Annotated in this window: 18 protein-coding genes; 7 read left to right on the top strand and 11 right to left on the bottom strand. The window is 72.9% G+C overall.

All coding sequences use genetic code 11. The features are described from left to right. Positions 1 to 93 precede the first annotated feature (93 nt). A complete protein-coding gene (locus KDY119_RS09945) occupies positions 94 to 933 on the top strand; it encodes a helix-turn-helix domain-containing protein (protein ID WP_051136516.1) in 840 nt (279 codons plus the stop codon). A gap of 17 nt (positions 934 to 950) precedes the next feature. Here the strand turns inward: KDY119_RS09945 and KDY119_RS09940 are convergent, their stop codons facing one another. Continuing rightward, entirely contained in the window at positions 951 to 1,994 is a 1,044-nt protein-coding gene (locus KDY119_RS09940) for a DNA topoisomerase IB (protein ID WP_194174159.1), read from the bottom strand. A 170-nt stretch (positions 1,995 to 2,164) separates the two neighbouring features. On the opposite strand from KDY119_RS09940, the gene KDY119_RS09935 reads away from it, so the two are divergent. Next, positions 2,165 to 3,187, top strand: a complete 1,023-nt coding sequence (locus tag KDY119_RS09935) for an NADPH:quinone reductase (protein ID WP_036949969.1) — start codon at positions 2,165 to 2,167, stop codon at positions 3,185 to 3,187. A 55-nt stretch (positions 3,188 to 3,242) separates the two neighbouring features. Continuing rightward, the gene (locus KDY119_RS09930) at positions 3,243 to 3,671 is read left to right on the top strand and encodes a cupin domain-containing protein (protein ID WP_051136518.1); all 429 of its coding nucleotides are present in this window, start codon (positions 3,243 to 3,245) and stop codon (positions 3,669 to 3,671) included. 9 nt (positions 3,672 to 3,680) lie between these two features. On the opposite strand, the gene poxB is transcribed toward KDY119_RS09930, so the two are convergent. From poxB to KDY119_RS09885, 9 genes are all read right to left on the bottom strand, one after another. Further along, complete coding sequence (poxB, locus tag KDY119_RS09925) at positions 3,681 to 5,420, bottom strand: ubiquinone-dependent pyruvate dehydrogenase (protein ID WP_036949971.1); 1,740 nt, start codon at positions 5,418 to 5,420, stop codon at positions 3,681 to 3,683. 3 nt (positions 5,421 to 5,423) lie between these two features. Beyond that, positions 5,424 to 6,674, bottom strand: a complete 1,251-nt coding sequence (locus KDY119_RS09920; protein WP_051136519.1) for an LVIVD repeat-containing protein — start codon at positions 6,672 to 6,674, stop codon at positions 5,424 to 5,426. 2 nt (positions 6,675 to 6,676) lie between these two features. Beyond that, on the bottom strand, positions 6,677 to 7,117 hold the full coding sequence (locus tag KDY119_RS09915) for a GlcG/HbpS family heme-binding protein (protein ID WP_153022263.1): 441 nt from the start codon (positions 7,115 to 7,117) through the stop codon (positions 6,677 to 6,679). A gap of 49 nt (positions 7,118 to 7,166) precedes the next feature. Beyond that, positions 7,167 to 8,192, bottom strand: coding sequence for an NADPH:quinone reductase (locus KDY119_RS09910; protein ID WP_036949974.1), 1,026 nt, complete (start codon positions 8,190 to 8,192; stop codon positions 7,167 to 7,169). Continuing rightward, the gene (locus KDY119_RS09905; protein ID WP_036950819.1) at positions 8,189 to 9,265 is read right to left on the bottom strand and encodes an SMP-30/gluconolactonase/LRE family protein; all 1,077 of its coding nucleotides are present in this window, start codon (positions 9,263 to 9,265) and stop codon (positions 8,189 to 8,191) included. The genes KDY119_RS09910 and KDY119_RS09905 overlap by 4 nt, the downstream gene beginning before the upstream one ends. 107 nt (positions 9,266 to 9,372) lie before the next feature. Beyond that, the gene (locus tag KDY119_RS09900) at positions 9,373 to 10,479 is read right to left on the bottom strand and encodes an enolase C-terminal domain-like protein (protein WP_036949976.1); all 1,107 of its coding nucleotides are present in this window, start codon (positions 10,477 to 10,479) and stop codon (positions 9,373 to 9,375) included. 74 nt (positions 10,480 to 10,553) lie between these two features. Then, on the bottom strand, positions 10,554 to 10,964 hold the full coding sequence (locus KDY119_RS09895; protein ID WP_036949980.1) for a GlcG/HbpS family heme-binding protein: 411 nt from the start codon (positions 10,962 to 10,964) through the stop codon (positions 10,554 to 10,556). A 74-nt stretch (positions 10,965 to 11,038) separates the two neighbouring features. Further along, a complete protein-coding gene (locus tag KDY119_RS09890; protein WP_227994284.1) occupies positions 11,039 to 12,022 on the bottom strand; it encodes an SDR family NAD(P)-dependent oxidoreductase in 984 nt (327 codons plus the stop codon). A gap of 6 nt (positions 12,023 to 12,028) precedes the next feature. Next, positions 12,029 to 12,415 carry a thioredoxin family protein gene (locus KDY119_RS09885; protein WP_036950826.1) on the bottom strand — a complete coding sequence of 129 codons (387 nt, stop codon included), beginning with the start codon at positions 12,413 to 12,415 and terminating at the stop codon, positions 12,029 to 12,031. Positions 12,416 to 12,557: 142 nt separating this feature from the next. Here KDY119_RS09885 and KDY119_RS09880 point away from each other — a divergent pair, with 142 nt between their 5' ends. Continuing rightward, positions 12,558 to 12,986 (top strand): PPOX class F420-dependent oxidoreductase, encoded by a 429-nt coding sequence (locus KDY119_RS09880; protein ID WP_036949982.1) that lies wholly within the window; start codon positions 12,558 to 12,560, stop codon positions 12,984 to 12,986. A gap of 37 nt (positions 12,987 to 13,023) precedes the next feature. Here KDY119_RS09880 and KDY119_RS09875 read toward each other — a convergent pair whose 3' ends face one another. Then, positions 13,024 to 13,857, bottom strand: a complete 834-nt coding sequence (locus tag KDY119_RS09875; protein ID WP_153022262.1) for a LysR family transcriptional regulator — start codon at positions 13,855 to 13,857, stop codon at positions 13,024 to 13,026. Between the two features lie 94 nt (positions 13,858 to 13,951). Between KDY119_RS09875 and KDY119_RS09870 the strand changes: the two genes are divergently transcribed. The 3 genes from KDY119_RS09870 (at position 13,952) to KDY119_RS09860 (ending at position 16,143) form a co-directional block, all read left to right on the top strand. After that, positions 13,952 to 14,677, top strand: a complete 726-nt coding sequence (locus KDY119_RS09870) for an SDR family oxidoreductase (RefSeq protein ID WP_036949985.1) — start codon at positions 13,952 to 13,954, stop codon at positions 14,675 to 14,677. Continuing rightward, the gene (locus KDY119_RS09865; protein WP_051136520.1) at positions 14,671 to 15,066 is read left to right on the top strand and encodes a DUF2255 family protein; all 396 of its coding nucleotides are present in this window, start codon (positions 14,671 to 14,673) and stop codon (positions 15,064 to 15,066) included. The genes KDY119_RS09870 and KDY119_RS09865 overlap by 7 nt, the downstream gene beginning before the upstream one ends. 75 nt (positions 15,067 to 15,141) lie before the next feature. Continuing rightward, positions 15,142 to 16,143: an amidohydrolase family protein gene (locus KDY119_RS09860; RefSeq protein WP_153022261.1), complete on the top strand. Its 1,002-nt coding sequence runs from the start codon at positions 15,142 to 15,144 to the stop codon at positions 16,141 to 16,143. Positions 16,144 to 16,155 lie beyond the last annotated feature (12 nt).

Below are 16,155 nucleotides of genomic sequence, written 5' to 3'. Positions count from 1 at the left end.
CGGACGTGATGTGGCCATTCGGCCGATGTGTCGCGCGCCCCTGCTCGGTGAGGATCGGTGGGTCGCAGTGGCGTGAGGTGGGAGGGGACGACGATGGGTGATCTGGTCGGGGCGTACCTGCGGGCCCGCCGAGCGATGGTCCGGCCCGAGGACGTCGAGCTGCAGGTCGGGCTCGGGTGGCGCCGCGTCGCGGGCCTTCGCCGTGAGGAGCTCGCCGACGTCGCGGGAATGAGCAGGGAGTACTACACGCGTCTGGAGCAGGGGCAGTCGGTCCAGCCCTCGCAGCAGGTGCTGCGTTCGCTGGCGCGCGCTCTGCTCCTCGACACCGACGGGACGAGGCACCTGATGCGGCTCGCCCGGATCGACGCCGGCGAGGAGGAGCTGGTACCCGCCCGGCCCGCTGCGGTGACCCGGGCGGCGTCCGCCCTGCTGGGCTCGGTGCCGTCGACGCCCGCCGTCGTGGTCGACCGGAACCAGGACATCGTCGTCGCCAACTCCCTCGCGCGGCGCATCGGGCACGACCGGGTCACGCCGTCCCGCAACCTGGTGCAGCTCGCCTTCGGCTCGGTCTACCGGCGTCTCACGCCTCGGTGGGTGCGCGCCGCCGCGTGGGCGGCCGCCGCGTTGCGCTTCTACGGCGACCCGCGCGACGCGCGCTACGGGGAGGTCCTCGCGGACGTCCGCGCCGCCCACGGTGAACGGTTCGACGCGATCTGGGACCGCCAGGAGGCGCACGGCTTCAGGCTGACCGCCGTCGACGTGCCCGACGGCGAGGGCGAGACGCGCAAGGCGCTGGTCCAGGGCCTGGAGATCAGCGCGTCGGGGCTGCATCTCCTCGTGTGCCACGCGGTCGAGTCGAGCGACCACGAGCTGCAGGACGGGCGCGGTGCCGACGGGTCGGAAGGGGACGCCGGGCTGGACCTGGTCGCCTGAGCGGGGCGCCGCCAGGCCTAACTGACGGCGCGGCCGAGCTCGAGGGCGACGGCGTCCTGGAGGGCAGGGTCTGCGTGGACGGATCCGACGTCGTCCGTGCCCAGGCGTTCGGCGGCGGCGGCGACCGCGCTACGGACGGACTCCCGCCGTCCTACGTCGACGGCGGCCGGATGGATGTAGGACCGTCTCGCGACGGCGGGCGTGTTGCCGAGCAGGTGAGCGGCCGCGAGGACCGGGAGGTGGTCCGGGAGGTGGTTGCTCGTCCCCGCGGGAGCGAAGCGCGCGCCTGCGGCGACGGCGGCCGCGGCCACGGAGGCGCCCCAGGTGCGAAACGTCTTCGCCGAGGAGGCGACGTCGGCGTGCGCGTGGATGTAGGCGTTGACCGTCACGCTGTCGATGCGGCGGCCCGGGGGCGGGGAACCGATCTGGAACAGGTCGGAGTCGTCCGCCCGGTCCTGTGCGAGCAGTTCCCGCAGCACGCGAGCGACGTCCGGGTCGACGACCGTGACGGCGTGCCGGACGTGCTCCTTCCCGACGAAGTCGAACGTCGCGGACGCGCCGTCCACCGCGACCTGGGATCGGCGCAGCGTCGTGAGCCCGAAGGTGTGGTTGTCCCGCCGGTAGCGGTCGCTCCCGATCCGGAACAGGCCCTGGTTGAGCAGGCGCACCACGGCTGCCGTCACCGCCGCCGCGTCCAGGCCGTCGCCGTCGAGGTCGGAGGCGACCTGTCGGCGGAGGACGGGCAACGCCGTGGCGAAGACCGCCAGGTGCGCGAACTTGTCGCGGGAGGCGCGGAGCACGGCTTCCGCGGAATACCGGTACTGCGTGCGTCCGCGGCTGTCGACGCCGGTGGCCTGCAGCGGTGCGACCGGGTCGAAGCTCGCCCAGACGTGGGTCCATCCAGGCGGCACCCGCAACGCGGTGAGCCTGGCGCGGTCGGCGGCCGTCACCGGCCTGCCATCGAGGTCCACCCACGAGGCGTTCGACGCGGCGAGCCGGTGGAATCCCGGCGGCCGGGGCACATGCCGGGTGGGGCTGGCGGAGGCGAAGGTGGACGTCACGTCGCGATCGTCGCGCGTCTCGGCGACGGGTTCGTGGCCGCAGGAGGGCCACGCGCGCGCCCTGACCGCGGTTCCTGGCCCTGGGGGAGCCAGGTAGTCTGCCGCGCCCCGTTCCTACCGTCGGGGCAGGGAGCATCGGGACCACCGATCCGTCTGATGGGAGAGCCCGCATGAAGTCGGTCGTGCACTTCAAGCCCGGCGACGTCGAGGTCTTGCAGGTCGTCGAACGGCCGGTGCCCGAGGCAGGTGAGGGCGAGGTCCGGGTGCGGATCGCCGTGTCCGGGGTGAACCCGACCGACATCGACGCGCGCCGCAGCCGGGCCGGCAAGGTTCAGCGCTTCCGCGAACCGCACGTCCCGGGCCAGGACGGAGCCGGTGTCGTCGACGCGGTCGGGGCCGGGGTCACGGGGTTCACCGACGGCGACCGGGTGTGGGTGTGGGACGCCGCCTGGCGCCGCCACGAGGGGACCAGCCAGGAGCTCGTGGTGCTGCCCGCGCGCCAGGTGGTTCATCTACCGGCGGACGCGAGCTTCGACGTCGGTGCGTCCCTCGGGATCCCGGCGCTGACCGCCCACCGCGCCCTGACGTCGTTCGCGGCGGGACCCGCGGAGCTCCGTCCCGGCACTCTGCAGGGAAGGACGGTCCTGGTGCAGGGCGGTACGGGCGCCGTCGGGCACGCGGCGGTCCAGCTCGCGGTGTGGGCCGGCGCGAAGGTCGTCACGACGGTCGGGGACGAACGGAAGGTGGTGCTCGCGCAAGCGGCGGGAGCACACCACGTCGTCAACTACCGGGAGAGTGACGTCCGAGACGAGATCAAGCGGATCGCGCCGGCCGGCGTGGACATCATCGTGGAGGTGAACGCGCACGCGAACCTGCCGACGGACATGTCCGTCATCGCGCCGCACGGCGGAATCTCCGTCTACACGCCCGGTGGCGGTGAGACCCGTGTGCCGTCCTACCAGGCGATGACGAAGAACGTACAGCTCTCGTTCATCCTCACCTACACGACGGCCCCGGCCGAGAAGGACGCCGCGGTCCGCTCGGTCAGCGCCGCGGTCGAGGCCGGGGCGCTGGCGGTCGGAGAGGCCGCCGGCCTTCCGCTCACCCGCTTCCCGCTCTCCGACGCGACGGCCGCGCACGCCGCGGTCGAGCAGCACACGACGGGCAAGGTGCTGATCGACGTCGCCGACTGAACGCCGTGCCGAAGCCCACCACCACGCTGACGAGCTCGAGAGGGTCTGCACCACCATGGACGAACGAGACAGGCGAGCCGCAGGACCGACCTACCCCTACTGGGTGCTCGAACGCGGCCTCCAGGGACTCACCACGATGCGTCGTGCCGAGCTCGACGGGTTCGTGTCGCGGACGCTCGGGGGGCGTGCCGCGCCGAGCGCCGTGCTCGACGTCCCCGGCGACTTCCAGAACGTCTCGTTCGTGCACCTGCCCGTCGGCTGGGTCGGGGAGTGGCACGAGAGTCCGTATCCGCAATGGGTGGTCGCCCTCGAGGGTCGGTGGTTCATCGAGCCGCAGGACGGCACGCGGGTAGAGATGGGGCCGGGGGACCTGCACTGGGGCGGCGACCAGGGGACGGACGACGTCGGCGGCGGCAAGGGACACCGGAGCGGCCAGCTCGGCGACGGGCCCTGCCTGCTGATGATGGTCCAGCGGACGCGGTAGCTCCGGCGGCTATCGCAGGATCCTCCTGGCGACGTTCGTGCTGACGAGGTCGAGGAGCTCCTCCCCGCGGCCCGACAGGATCGTCCTGATGGCATAGAGCGAGAACCCCTTGGCCTGTTCGGCCGTGATCGCCGGCGGGATCGACAGCTCCTGGCGCGCCGTGAGGACCTCGACCAGGGCAGGACCCGGGTGCGCGAGAGCCTCCTTCAGGGCGTCCTCGAGGTCGTCGGGGCGCGTGACGCGGCGTCCGAGCAGGCCGACCGACTCGGCGAGCGCAGCGAAGTCCGGGTTCGTCAGCTCGGTGCCCCAGTTGACGATCCCCGCCGCCTTCATCTCGACCTCGACGAAGTCCAGCGCCTGGTTGTTGAACACGACGACCTTGACCGGCAGGTCCATCTGCGTGAGGGTCAGGAGCTCGCCCAGGAGCATCGCGAGTCCGCCGTCGCCGGAGAGGGTGATCACCTGCCGCGTGGCGTGCGCGGCCTGGGCGCCGATCGCGTGGGGCAGCGCGTTGGCCATCGTCCCGTGGTTGAACGACCCGATCAGTCGGCGGGCCCCGTTCATCCGCAGGTAGCGGGCGGCCCACACCACGGGTGAGCCGACGTCGACGGTGAACACGGCGTCCTCGTCTGCGAGGTCGTCGAGCACGCGGGCGACGTACTCGGGGTGGATCGGGGCCCGGTTGTGGTCGTCGACCGCGAACGAGTCGAGCTGGCTACGGGTGTGCCGGTAGTGCCTCCGCGCGGCGTCGAGGTGGTGGCTGTCCCTTCCGGTCCGGAGCAGCGGCGTGAGGGCAGCGCACGTGTCGCGCACCGTCCCGACCAGCCCGAGGGCCAGTCCGGCCCGTCGGCCCAGTCGTTCGCCGCGCACGTCCACCTGGACGTACGTCTTGCCCGGCGGCAGGAACTGTCGGTACGGGAAGTCCGTGCCGAGCAGCACGACGGCGTCGGCCTCCGCTATCGCCTTGTAGCCGGAAGCGAAGCCGAGGAGCCCGGTCATCCCGACGTCGTACGGGTTGTCGTGCTCGAGGATCTCCTTGCCGCGCAAGGTGTGCACGATCGGTGCCTGGATCCGCTCGGCGAGGGCGAGCACCTCGGCCCGAGCGCCGGCGCAGCCCGCGCCCGCCAGGATCGTCACCCGGCTGGAACCGTCCAGGAGACCCGCCGCCTCGCGCAGCTCGTCCTCGGAGGGCCGCACGATCGGCGAGGCCGCGCGGATCGGGGAGGGCTGTAGCAGCGCCGTCGGCGCCTTGGCGAGGAAGACCTCGGCCGGCACGACGACGACCGCGACACCGCGGCGCTCCACGGCCTGCCGCATGGCGATCTCGAAGATCCGCTCGGCGGTCTGCGGCGTCGAGACGAGCTCGGTGTAGACGGAGCACTCGGCGAAGATCGCTTGCGGGTGGGTCTCCTGGAAGTACTCGCCGCCGATCTCCGGCCCGGGGATCTGGGCGGCGATCGCGAGCACGGGGACACCGCTGCGCTGGGCGTCGTACAGACCGTTGATCAGGTGGGTGTTGCCAGGACCGCAGCTGCCGACGCACACGGCGAGCTCGCCGGTCAGGGCCGCGTCCGCGGCGGCGGCGAAGGCTGCGGCCTCCTCGTGGCGGACGTGCACCCAGTCGACGCCACCGTCACGCCGGAGCGCGTCGACGAACCCGTTGAGGCTGTCGCCGGGGATCCCGTAGACCCGCTCGACGCCCGAGTGCTTGAGGGCGGACACCATGACGTCCGCGACCGTCGTAGCCATCGCTCACTCCTTGCCGGTGAACTCGAGCACGTCGAGCCCGCCGTTGTAGTCGGTGATGAACGTGATGCCGTCGTCGCGGACGTAGACGTCGGCGGTCTGCACGACGGGGCGGCCGCCGGGCCGGGGGTCGACGACCGTCTCGGGGGCGCCCGGGACGAAGGCGGCGACCTGCCGTGGTGCGTAGGGGTCGGTGAGGTCGAACGCCCGGACGCCCGCGTTCTGGAAGGTGCCGAAGACGAGCTCTTCGGACACGAAGCTCCCGGGGCGGTTCTCGTGCAGGTTGTGGGGGCCGAAATGCCGCCCCTTGCTCGCGTAGTCGTCCTCGGCAGGGGTGGGAAACGTCGCGATGCTCACCGGGTTCTCCGGCTCGCGGATGTCGAAGACCCATACGTGCTTGAGGCCGTCGGCGAGGTCGTCGGCCGTCGCCTCGTCCGCCACCACGAGCAGGTCGCGCCCGGGCAGGGGCAAGGCGGTGTGCGTCCCGCCCCCGTAGGGCGGGGACCAGTTGCGATGGGAGACCAGGGTCGGCGCGGCGCGGTCGCTGACATCCAGGATCGTCAGGCCACCGTCACGCCAGGACGCGTACGCGGTGTCGCCCGCGACGATGGCGTGGTGCAGCGCGTACCGCCACCGGTCGGTGTCCCAGGTCGGCTTCTCACCGGCGGCGGTGTTCATCCCTGGCAGCCAGTACCCTCCGGCCCACTGCGGGTGGGCGGGGTCGGCGAGGTCGATCACGCGCAGGACGTAGTCGGTGAAGCCGTCGGGCAGGACGGACGCGTACGCGTAGCGGCCCCCGGTGAACCACAGCCGGTGGACCCCGATGCCGTCGACCGGCAGGAAAGCGATCGGTCGCGGATCGGCGGGGGCCGAGATGTCGTAGACCGCGACGCCAGCGCTCCAGTCCTGCTCGGCGCCCGCCAGACGAGTGCCGACGGAGCCCTGGTAGTAGTTCTGCTCGACGTCGAGGGTCTTCCACAGGTCGCGCGCGTGGATGACGAGCAGGAGGTCGTCGGCGGCCTGCAGGTGGATGTTCCAGGTGCGCTCCGGAGCCGGGACGAACACACCGGGGGTCGGGTGGCGGGGGTCCGTCACGTCGACGACGGAGAACCCGCCGCTGAACAGGTGACCCACGTAGACGTGCCGGTTCCAGTACTGGACCTGCATCGCGTCGGGGCGCCCGCCCTGGTCGGTGTGGCCGACGTGGGTGAAGCCGGCGGCCAGGTCGGCGGGGCGTAGCTCGGGCGCGGTCGTCATGGTCAGGCCATCGAGGCGGTCACGGCGGCAGCGGCAGCGAGTGCGACCTCGTGGTCCTGGTCGGGGGACCCGCCGCCGGCGCCGAACGCGCCCACGACGACGCCGGCCTCGTCCAGGATCGGGACGCCGCCCGCCACGAACGCGAGGGGGACGGTGGTGGACGTCTGGATGGTGGCGAGCGGACCGCCGTCGGCGACCGCGCCCGCGAGCGACGCGGTCGTGGCCCCGAAGTAGACGGCGGTGCGGGCCTTGGCGACGGAGGTGTCGATGGACGCGATCGCGGCTCCGTCCTGGCGAGTCAGGTGCACGAGGTTGCCCGCGCCGTCGACGACGGTGAGCGTGTAGGGGATACCGATCTCCTCGACCTTCTCGATCGCGGCGGCGGTGGCCTGGTGGGCGGTCTCGAGGCTGAGGATGACGGGAGAGATCTGGGCGAGGGGCATCGGATTGGCCTTTCGTGGAGGGTGGGACCGGGCCGCGGGTGGTGCCCGGCTACGGGGTGACGTCGATGAGGACCTTGCCGGTCACGTGCCGCTCGACGGCAAGGTGTGCGTCTGCGGCGTGTTCGAGCGCGAACCGGGTCAGCGGCAGACCGTGGTCCTCCCCGACTCCGAGCGCACCCGCTGCGGTCGCTGCGGACACCGCACGCACCGCCGCCGCCTTCTGGGCGGGCGTGGTGGTGTAGGTGAGGATGAACGACACCTGGACGTTCTTGGTCATCGCCTGCCGTGACGCGAAGCTGGTCACGCCGCCGCTTCCCGGGGTGTAGAGGGAGATCCCCCCGTGCGGGGCGATCGCCGACAGGTCGGTGGGCATGTTGGCGTGCGCGTTCACCTCGACGATCAGGTTCACACCGTCGGGCGCGAGTGCCTTGATCTCGTCGTGGGCGTCGGTGGCCCGGTAGTCGACGACGTGGTGCGCACCGGCCGCGGCCGCGAGCCGGGCCTTCTCGGGGCTGCTGACCGTGGTGATGACGTTGGCACCGGCCCAGACGGCTAGCTGCACGGCCGCGTGCCCGACGGCGCCGGTTCCGCCCTGGACGAGAACGGTGACGCCGTCGAGCATCCCGGGGGCCAGCTCCGTCGGACCTTCGGCGAACGACGTCAGGGCGCGGTGCGCCGTGAGCGCGGGGATGCCGAGCGAGGCGCCGACGTCGAGGCTCACGCCGCCCGCCAGCGCCACGACCTGCTGCGCGGGCAGCACCACGTACTCCTGGGTCGTGCCCTCGGTCCGCTGCCATGCCGCGTCCCAGACCCAGACGTGATCGCCGTCGCGCAGCGAGGTGACGCCGTCGCCGACGGCGTCGACGACGCCCGCACCGTCCTGCCCGGGCACGTGCGGCTCCGCGAAGCGCTGACCGGTGCCCGCCCCGCGGCGTCGGGCGTCGACGTCGGTCGGGTTGACCCCGGAGACCACGATGCGCACGCGCACCTCCCCGGGGCCAGGCTCGGGGACCGGCCTGTCGGCGAGCTCGAGCACGTCGGCGGTGCCGGGCGCGTAGTGGACGACGGACCTCATGAGGTGGCCCCCTTCAGACGGATCGGCGATGCGCCGACGTGGGCGCGGATGATCAGATAGGGCGGGACGCGGTCGTCGACCCCGCCGTTGAACAGCGGCGACCGGGGGAGCTGGTTGACGCTGACGTACAGGTAGCCGTCCGAGGCGAGGGCGAGGGTGTCGGGCCACAGGAGCTCGGGCCGGTGCACCACCGTGGACCAGCTGCCGTCCGCTCCGAGCCGCAGCACGGCCGAGTGCTCGTACGCGGTGACGTAGAGGTTCCCGTCGGTGTCGGACTCCATCCCGTCGGACGCGCCCTTGTCGCCGTGGTCGGTCACCGTCGCGGCGACCAGGTCCTCGGACAGGTCGCGGTCCAGCAGGGCTGCCGTGTCCACCGAGTACAGGCGCCGGCTCGACAGCGGGCAGTAGTAGAGGCGCGAGCCGTCCGCACTGATCGCGATGCCGTCGGCGCCGACCCGGTACCCCTCGCGGACGACGCCCTGAACGACGGCGCGGAACTGGTCGACGGCCTGGGTCGAGGTATGGCCACGCAGCCTCGACCAGGACTCCCCGGTCGCGAGGTCCACGACGATGAGCGCCCCGACGGGCTGGGAGTCGGTGATGTACGCGTAGCCGGCCTCACCGCGGGAGAGGTCGAACCGGACGTCGTTCATGTAGGTCGTCTCCGTGACGGCCTCGCGAGACGGTTCGATGACGCGCACGACCGTGTCGGTGGCCAGGTCGACCTGGACGAGCTTGGGTCCTCCTGGGACGAACGGGTCGAAGCTGGGGGCACCGGTGTCCAGGAGCCACAGCGACCCGTTCGGGTCCACGATGACGCTCTGGACGGACACGAGGTGGTTTCGTGCGTCGTCGTCCGCCCAGGCGTTGACGGCGGCGTCCGGGTACGGGACCGGCTGGCCGTCGACGATCTCCGCGACGGTGAAGGGGACGTCGTCGCCCCAGCGGGGGAACGAGACGAACACCCGTCCGTCGTCGCTGACCGTCAAGCCGGTGGGCATCGTGCTGGTGATCCCGGCGACGACCTCGTAGTCGTCGCCCACCCACGAGCCCAGGGGGGTCGGTGTGCTCATCGTGCTCTCCTTCGTCCCGTGTCCGTGCACGTTCCGCGTGCTGCCTCGACGCTACGAATCCGCGGTCGAGAGATCGTGCCCCTGGCGATGGCACCCATCGCGTACGGTCACGGCACCGTCTCCTCATGGACCAGGTATCGGGCGACGGCAGGCTCGTCCCAGGCGATCCCCGCACCTGGCCGGTCGGGCACGGCGAGGCGACCGTCACGCGGGACGAGGGGGTCCGCCAGAACCGGTGCGGCCCAGTCGACCCACTCCGCCCAGTGCGCGGTCGGAGCAGCACGCAGCAGGTGCACGGCGAACTCCGGGTACAAGTGGTTGGAGAGCTGGACGCCCGCGGCCGCGGCAAGCCCGGCGGTGCGGATCCAGCCGGTGACGCCGCCGATCCGTTCGAGGTCGGCCATCGCATACTGCGTGGCGCCGGCCCGGACCATGTCGTACAGGTCGCGGGGACCGTAGAAGTTCTCGCCCATCTGCAGCGGTGTCCGCGTCGTGCGCGCGAGCTCGCCGCAACCGTGCACGTTGCTGTAGTCGACGGGTTCTTCGAACCAGTAGAGGCCCTGGTCGTCGAGCTCGTGCAGACGGCGGCGTGCGTCGCCCAGCCCGAACGACTGGTTGAAGTCGACCATCAGGTCGACCTCGTCGCCGACGCCGTCGCGGACGGCTCGGATCGCGCGGAGGTCGTCGGCGAGCCGGTCATGTCCCAGCCGCAGCTTCAGAGCGCGGAACCCACCCTCGGCGATCAGCTCGACGGCCTCCTCGGCCAGGGTGTCGGGGTCGTGGCGCCACAGCCCGTTGCTGTTGTAGGCGCGGAACGTCCCGACCGAGCCGCCGAGGAGCTCGACCAGCGGAACCGCGTGCGCCTTGGCGAGACCGTCCCACAAGGCCATGTCGAGTGCCGAGCGGGCGATGGTCGACACCCCCGCCTCGCCGATGGTGTTCAGCGCACCGGCGGAGCGGTCGGCGACGTCGAGGGGAGCGACCGGCGTGCCGCGCACGAGCGCCGCGACGTCGACGATCTCCTTGCCGATCGAGGGGAGCGCCCCGGCACGGTACGGGGCGACGTAGCTGCGCCCGGTCACCCCTTCCGCGAACTGGACGTCGACGAGCACCAGCGGCCAGGTGTCGAAGCGGCCGATCGCGGCCGTGATCGGCCGGTTCAGCGGGACCGTGACGGCCCGTACCCGCGTGGAGCGGACGGTGAGTCGGGTCATGAGGATCAGGCCTCGTCTCCGGATGAGGTTCGACGTCGGCCAGGAGCCGGTCCTGGCCGACGTCGCGGGTGTCGTCAGAGGTTCAGGGCCCCGGCCGCGGCCTGGGCGATCACGTCGTCCTGGTCGGGGGTTCCTCCGCCGGACCCGACGGCGCCGATCACGTTCCCCTGCGCGTCCACGATCGGCCGTCCGCCCGCGAGGAACGTCAGCTGCTCCGCCGTCGCGTCGCCCAGCGTGTACAGCGGTGCGCCGGGCTGGACCGCGGGGACGAGCGCCGCCGTCGGGCTCTGGAAGAAGACCGCGGTGCGGGCCTTGGCCAGGCTCGAGTCCACGGAGATCAGCGGTGCGCCGTCCTGGCGGACGGTGGCGACCGTCCGCGCCCCTGCGTCGAGCACGGAGATGGTCGACGGTACGCCGGTCTCGTCGGCCTTGGTCCGGGCCGCGTCGAGGACCACGAGTGCCTGGTCCAGGGTGATGTCAGTCATGTCTCGGTCTCCTCGAGGTGTCGGGTCGTGGGGCCGGGCGGCACCCACGACCCGACGGTAGGAGCCGTCGTGGGCTAGTTCCTGCCCCCGACGTGACCACCCACATGGCCGGCCACGGCGTCCTGCGCGCGGTCCCACAGCGCGTCCGCGCGCACGGGGTCGACCGACCAGGCGGCCACCCCGCCCGGTGCGTCAGTGCCGCCCTCGACGACGGACGATTCCTGACCGTCCTCGAAATAGGCGCCGGTGACACCGGCGACGAGAGGGGACGTGGCGAGGAAGACCGCGGTCGCGGCCCCCTCGGCGGGGGTCTTGTAGTGCGGGGGGTGGATCAGCGCCCCGTCGTCGTCGAGGACGCCCATGGCCCGCATCGCCTCGGGCGGGACGTGGCGCTGGAGGTTGGTGTGGATGAACCCGGGTGCACAGGCGTTCGCCGTGATCCCTTCGGCGGCCCAGTGGCGCGCGATCCCGACGGCGAGCAGGACGTCGGCGCTCTTCGACTGCGCGTAGGCGACCCACGGGTCGTACGGGCGTGACTCGAAGTTCAGGTCGTCCAGGTCGACCCCCGAGCGCAGCTGCGCGCCGGAGCTGACGACGACGACCCGGCCCCGGGCCTCCGCGAGCCGATCGTGGAGGCCGAGGGCGAGGGCGAAGTGGCCGAGGAAGTTGACGCCGAGCTGCAGCTCCCAGCCGGTGGAGGTGGTCCTGAGGTCGGGCACGGCCATGACGCCCGCGTTGGCGACGAGCGCGTCGACGGGCCCCGTCCAGCCGTCCACGAACCGCGCGATCGAGTCGAGGTCGACGAGGTCGAGCTGCGCCACCCGCACGGGCAGCCCGCTCTCCGAGGCCGGGGCAACGGCGTCCGGGTCGCGGACCGCGACCGTGACCGCCGCCCCCGCGCGGGCGAGCGCGTCGACGGTGGCCGCTCCCAGCCCGGACGCCCCTCCCGTGACGATCATCTGCTTGCCGGTCAGGTCGAGTCCGGCCACGACCTCGATGGCGGTCGTCCGTGCGCCGAACGGGCTCGTCACGGGTCGGGAGACAGGTGGTGTGGTCATGGTCGGTCACTCCGGCATGAGGTGGGGGGCATGGTCCGGGTGCGCCTTCGCGGCGGCGCGGACCTGGTCGGCGTCCAGCGCGGACAGCTGCTCGACGACGTCGGTGAGCGCCGGCCTCGGCAGGGCGCCGGCTTGGAAGAAGACGAGCGTGCCGTCCTTGAACGCGGCCAGCGTCGGGATGGCGTGGATCCCCGCTGCGGCGGCCAGCCCAGGCTCGGCCTCGGTGTCGACCTTCCCGAAGATGACGTCCGGGCGTTCCTCGGACAGCGCCTCGTAGACGGGCGCGAACGCCTTGCACGGCCCGCACCAGTCGGCCCAGAAGTCGAGCAGGAGCAGTCCGCGCTTCGCGAGCTGCTCCTCGAGGTTGGCCGTGGTGATCGCGATCGTCGCCATCATCTGCTCCTGTCGTCGGTGCGTGTCCTCGCGGACGTGTGCACGCTAGTCGTGCCGTGACCGCGGATCCTGTCCCTGCCGTGACCACCCGGGTGGGGCGTCATCAGCGGCGGTGCGACCGGCCGCGGCCTAGGGTGGCGCCATGCCCACCACGCTGCCCGCGTCGCACGCGGACCTCCTCGGCCGTCCCCTGTTCGCCCACCTCGCCACGATCCGCCCCGACGGCGCGCCGCAGTCGAGCGTCATGTGGTTCGACTGGGACGGCGAGCTCGTCCGGTTCACGCACACCTCGACCCGGCAGAAGTTCCGCAACCTGGAGCACGAGCCGCGGGTCGCGCTGTCGATCGCTGACCCCGACGACGGGTACCGCTACCTGGAGCTGCGGGGGCGCGTCGAGTCGATCACCCCGGACGACGCCGAGGCTTCCTTCTACCGGTCGCTCCAGGAGCGTTACGGCAACGTCTACCCGATCCCCGACGCCGACGTGCGGGTGATCGTCGCGGTCCGCCCCGAGCGGTTCGTGGCCGTGGGCGGCGGCTCCGTCGAGGCGTCGGGGACGCTCGCGGGCTGAGCCGGGTGCCCCGGCGGGCGCCGGCGCAGCCGTCCCGTCAGAGCCGGGACGCGGTGCGGATCAGGTCGGCGACGGCCGTCGAACGGCTGTGCGGCGGCCAGGCGATCACGGTGGTCACGGCGCTCGCGTCGACGACGGGCACCGCGACCACGCCGTCCCGGAGGTCGGCCCGGCACGACTCCGGCAGGATCGAGGCGGCCCTGCCCAGCTCGATCATCTCGTAGAGCTGGGTGAGGCTGTGCACCTCGACGCCCGGACCCTCGGCGTACCCGTCGACGTTGGGCCAGCGTGCGAGCGGCGGGTCGGGCGTGGCGGCGATCTCGGCCAGCCGCACCTCCGCCCGACCGGCCAGCGGGTGGGCCGAGGGGAGCACGACGATCTGCCCCTCGGAGCGCAGCACCTCGGTGTCGAGGCCCGCGGTCGACTCGTAGGGCTCGTGCAGCAGCGCCACGTCGGCCTCGCCACGGTGCAGCAGCACCTGGGGCTGCGCCTCGCACAGCCGGACCTCGACCGGGACGGCTCCGGGCTCGGCGGCGTAGGCGTCGAGAAGCTTGCGCACCAGGTCGCCGGAGCCCCCGGCCTTGGCGCCCAGCACCAGGCCCGCGCCGCCCGTCGCCGCCTGTCGCGCGCGCCGTTCGGCCGCGGCCACCGCGCCGAGGATCTGGCGCCCCTCGGCCAGGAGGACCGTGCCGGGCCCCGTCAGGGTGACGCTCCGGCTCGTGCGCTCGAACAGGGCGACGCCCAGCCGGCGCTCCAGGCGGGCGATCGTGCGGGACAGCGGCGGCTGCGTCATCCCCAGCCGCTCGGCCGCCCGGCCGAAGTGCAGCTCCTCGGCGACGGCGACGAAGTAGCGCAGCTCCCTGGTCTCCACCCGGCCATGCTAGGACGCGCTCATGCTCGGAGGGTATCGATCCGCGGCGCAGATGGTGTTGGTCCCCGGCCGGCCGCGCGCCAGCATGGACGGCATGAGCTCGCAGCAGATCGCGCTGGTCACCGGCGCGAACAAGGGAATCGGGTACGAGATCGCCGCCGGGCTGGGCGCGGCCGGATTCACCGTCGGTGTCGGCGCCCGCGACGATCACCGACGTGACGAGGCGGTCGCCGCGCTGCGCGCGGACGGCGTCGACGCGTTCGGGGTCCCCCTCGACGTCACCGACGACGCCGGGGTCGCCGCCGCCGCCCGTGCGCTCGACGAACGCTTCGGACGGCTCGACGTGCTGGTCAACAACGCGGGGATCGCGGGGCCGTGGCCGGCCGACCCCACGACCGTCGCCCCGGACGCCCTGCGCGCCGTGCTCGACACCAACGTGATCGGTGCCGTCCGTGTCACCAACGCGATGCTCCCCCTGCTGCGCCGCTCGGCGCACCCCCGCATCGTGAACCAGTCGAGCCACGTCGCCTCGCTCACCCTGCAGACCACGCCCGGCGTCGACCTCGGCGGGGTCGACGGCGTCTACGCGCCGTCGAAGACGCTCCTCGACGCCGTCACCATCCAGTACGCCAAGGCGCTCGCGGGCGCCGGCTTCAAGGTCAACGGCGCGTGCCCGGGCTACGTGGCCACCGACCTCAACGGCTTCGCCGGCACCAGCACCCCGCGGGAGGGCGCCGAGGCCGCGGTGCGGCTCGCGACCCTGCCCGACGACGGGCCGACCGGCGGGCTGTTCGACCGCGACGGCGTCGTCCCGTGGTGACGGGCCGCGTCTGGTCCTCCGACGAGCTCCGCCTCCTGGACGGCACCCGCGAGCTGCAGCTCGCCGTCGAGCATCCGGACGGCGGCACCGGTCCCTGGGTCACGGTCTGGGTCGTGCGCGTCGGTGCCGACGCCTACATCCGCACGTGGCACCGCCGCGACACGGGCTGGTACGGCGGCGTGCTGCGCTCACGCCGGGCCCGCGTCCGGCTCGGTGCCCCGCAGGCCGCGGAGGTCGGGGTCGCGGTCGAGGACGTCGGCGCCCGCGACACCGAGCTCACGACGGCGGTCGACGCGGCCTACCGCGACAGGTACGGACCGGGCGCGGGATCCATGGTGACGGCCGCCAGCGCGAGCAGCACCCTGCGGCTCGTCCCCACGGGTCGGTGAGCGCCGCCCGGCCGGGCACGAGAAGGGCCGTGACGACCGGCACATGAACGACCACCTCGACGAAGGAGCCGCCCGATGGGCCTGATCGCGATCGAAGAGCACTGGAACCTGCCCGCCCTCACCGACGCGGTGCGCGACCTGCCCGCCGAGCGCGCCGACCCGAGCATCGTCCTCGACGAGACGGGCGACAACCTCGAGCGGCTGAACGACCTCGACGACGCCCGGATCGCCGCGATGGACGCCCAGGGGGTGGACGTCCAGGTCCTGTCGCTCGCGCCGCCCGGGACCCACCCGCTCGACGCCGCGGTCGCGGTGCCCCTGGCGAGGCTCGCCAACGACGTCGCGGCCGGGGCCGTCGCGCGTCACCCGACCCGGTTCCGCGCCTTCGCGACGCTCCCGATGGCCGACCCGGACGCCGCGGTCGCCGAGCTCGAGCGGACGAGCGCGCTCGGGTTCGTCGGCGCGATGGTCTACGGACGGGTGGGCGACGTCCCGCTCGACGACGCGCGCTTCGACGACCTCTTCGCGACCGCCGCGGCGCTCGGAGCACCGGTCTTCCTGCACCCGCAGGTCCCGCCGAAGCCGGTGCGCGACGCCGCGTACGGGGGGTTCGACGACCTGACGAGCCTCGGGCTGGCCACGTTCGGGTGGGGCTGGCACCTCGAGGCCGCGCTGTCGGCGCTGCGGCTGGTCGTGGCCGGCACGTTCGACCGGCACCCGGACCTGCAGCTCGTGCTCGGGCACTGGGGCGAGCTGCTGCTGTTCTGGCAGGACCGGGTCGCGAGCCTGGGCCGCATCGCGGGGCTGGAGCGGCCGGTCGCCGACTACCTGCGTGAGAACGTGTACGTCACGAGCTCGGGCATGCTGAACCCCGCCCTGCTGCGGCACGTGCTCGAGGTCACGACCCCGGACCGGCTGCTGTTCTCCACGGACTACCCGTTCCAGCGGCCCAGCGCCACGGACGTCGCGGAGTTCCTCACGGCGTTCCCGTCGGCGGACGCCCGCGACGGGTTCGCCGCCGGCAACGCCCGTCGGCTGTTCGGGATCGAGGAGCCCGTCGGCACCGACGCGCGCTGACGACGGCCGTCC

This window comes from Luteimicrobium xylanilyticum (assembly GCF_009429125.1).
Classification (GTDB): Bacteria; Actinomycetota; Actinomycetes; order Actinomycetales; family Cellulomonadaceae; genus Luteimicrobium; species Luteimicrobium xylanilyticum.
Note: the sequence above shows the minus strand (reverse complement) of the source record. Positions and strands in the feature narration are given on the sequence as shown.

What these genes read in the sequence shown, in the direction of transcription:
- KDY119_RS09945 (WP_051136516.1), top strand. Translation starts at nt 94, where the DNA reads ATGGGTGATCTGGTCGGGGCGTACCTGCGGGCCCGCCGAGCGATGGTC.
- KDY119_RS09910 (WP_036949974.1), bottom strand. Translation starts at nt 8,192, where the DNA reads ATGAGGTCCGTCGTCCACTACGCGCCCGGCACCGCCGACGTGCTCGAG.
- KDY119_RS09895 (WP_036949980.1), bottom strand. Translation starts at nt 10,964, where the DNA reads ATGACTGACATCACCCTGGACCAGGCACTCGTGGTCCTCGACGCGGCC.
- KDY119_RS09860 (WP_153022261.1), top strand. Translation starts at nt 15,142, where the DNA reads ATGGGCCTGATCGCGATCGAAGAGCACTGGAACCTGCCCGCCCTCACC.
- KDY119_RS09890 (WP_227994284.1), bottom strand. Translation starts at nt 12,022, where the DNA reads ATGACCACACCACCTGTCTCCCGACCCGTGACGAGCCCGTTCGGCGCA.
- KDY119_RS09885 (WP_036950826.1), bottom strand. Translation starts at nt 12,415, where the DNA reads ATGGCGACGATCGCGATCACCACGGCCAACCTCGAGGAGCAGCTCGCG.
- KDY119_RS09935 (WP_036949969.1), top strand. Translation starts at nt 2,165, where the DNA reads ATGAAGTCGGTCGTGCACTTCAAGCCCGGCGACGTCGAGGTCTTGCAG.
- KDY119_RS09905 (WP_036950819.1), bottom strand. Translation starts at nt 9,265, where the DNA reads ATGAGCACACCGACCCCCCTGGGCTCGTGGGTGGGCGACGACTACGAG.
- KDY119_RS09920 (WP_051136519.1), bottom strand. Translation starts at nt 6,674, where the DNA reads ATGACGACCGCGCCCGAGCTACGCCCCGCCGACCTGGCCGCCGGCTTC.
- KDY119_RS09900 (WP_036949976.1), bottom strand. Translation starts at nt 10,479, where the DNA reads ATGACCCGACTCACCGTCCGCTCCACGCGGGTACGGGCCGTCACGGTC.
- KDY119_RS09870 (WP_036949985.1), top strand. Translation starts at nt 13,952, where the DNA reads ATGAGCTCGCAGCAGATCGCGCTGGTCACCGGCGCGAACAAGGGAATC.
- KDY119_RS09915 (WP_153022263.1), bottom strand. Translation starts at nt 7,117, where the DNA reads ATGCCCCTCGCCCAGATCTCTCCCGTCATCCTCAGCCTCGAGACCGCC.
- KDY119_RS09880 (WP_036949982.1), top strand. Translation starts at nt 12,558, where the DNA reads ATGCCCACCACGCTGCCCGCGTCGCACGCGGACCTCCTCGGCCGTCCC.
- poxB (WP_036949971.1), bottom strand. Translation starts at nt 5,420, where the DNA reads ATGGCTACGACGGTCGCGGACGTCATGGTGTCCGCCCTCAAGCACTCG.
- KDY119_RS09930 (WP_051136518.1), top strand. Translation starts at nt 3,243, where the DNA reads ATGGACGAACGAGACAGGCGAGCCGCAGGACCGACCTACCCCTACTGG.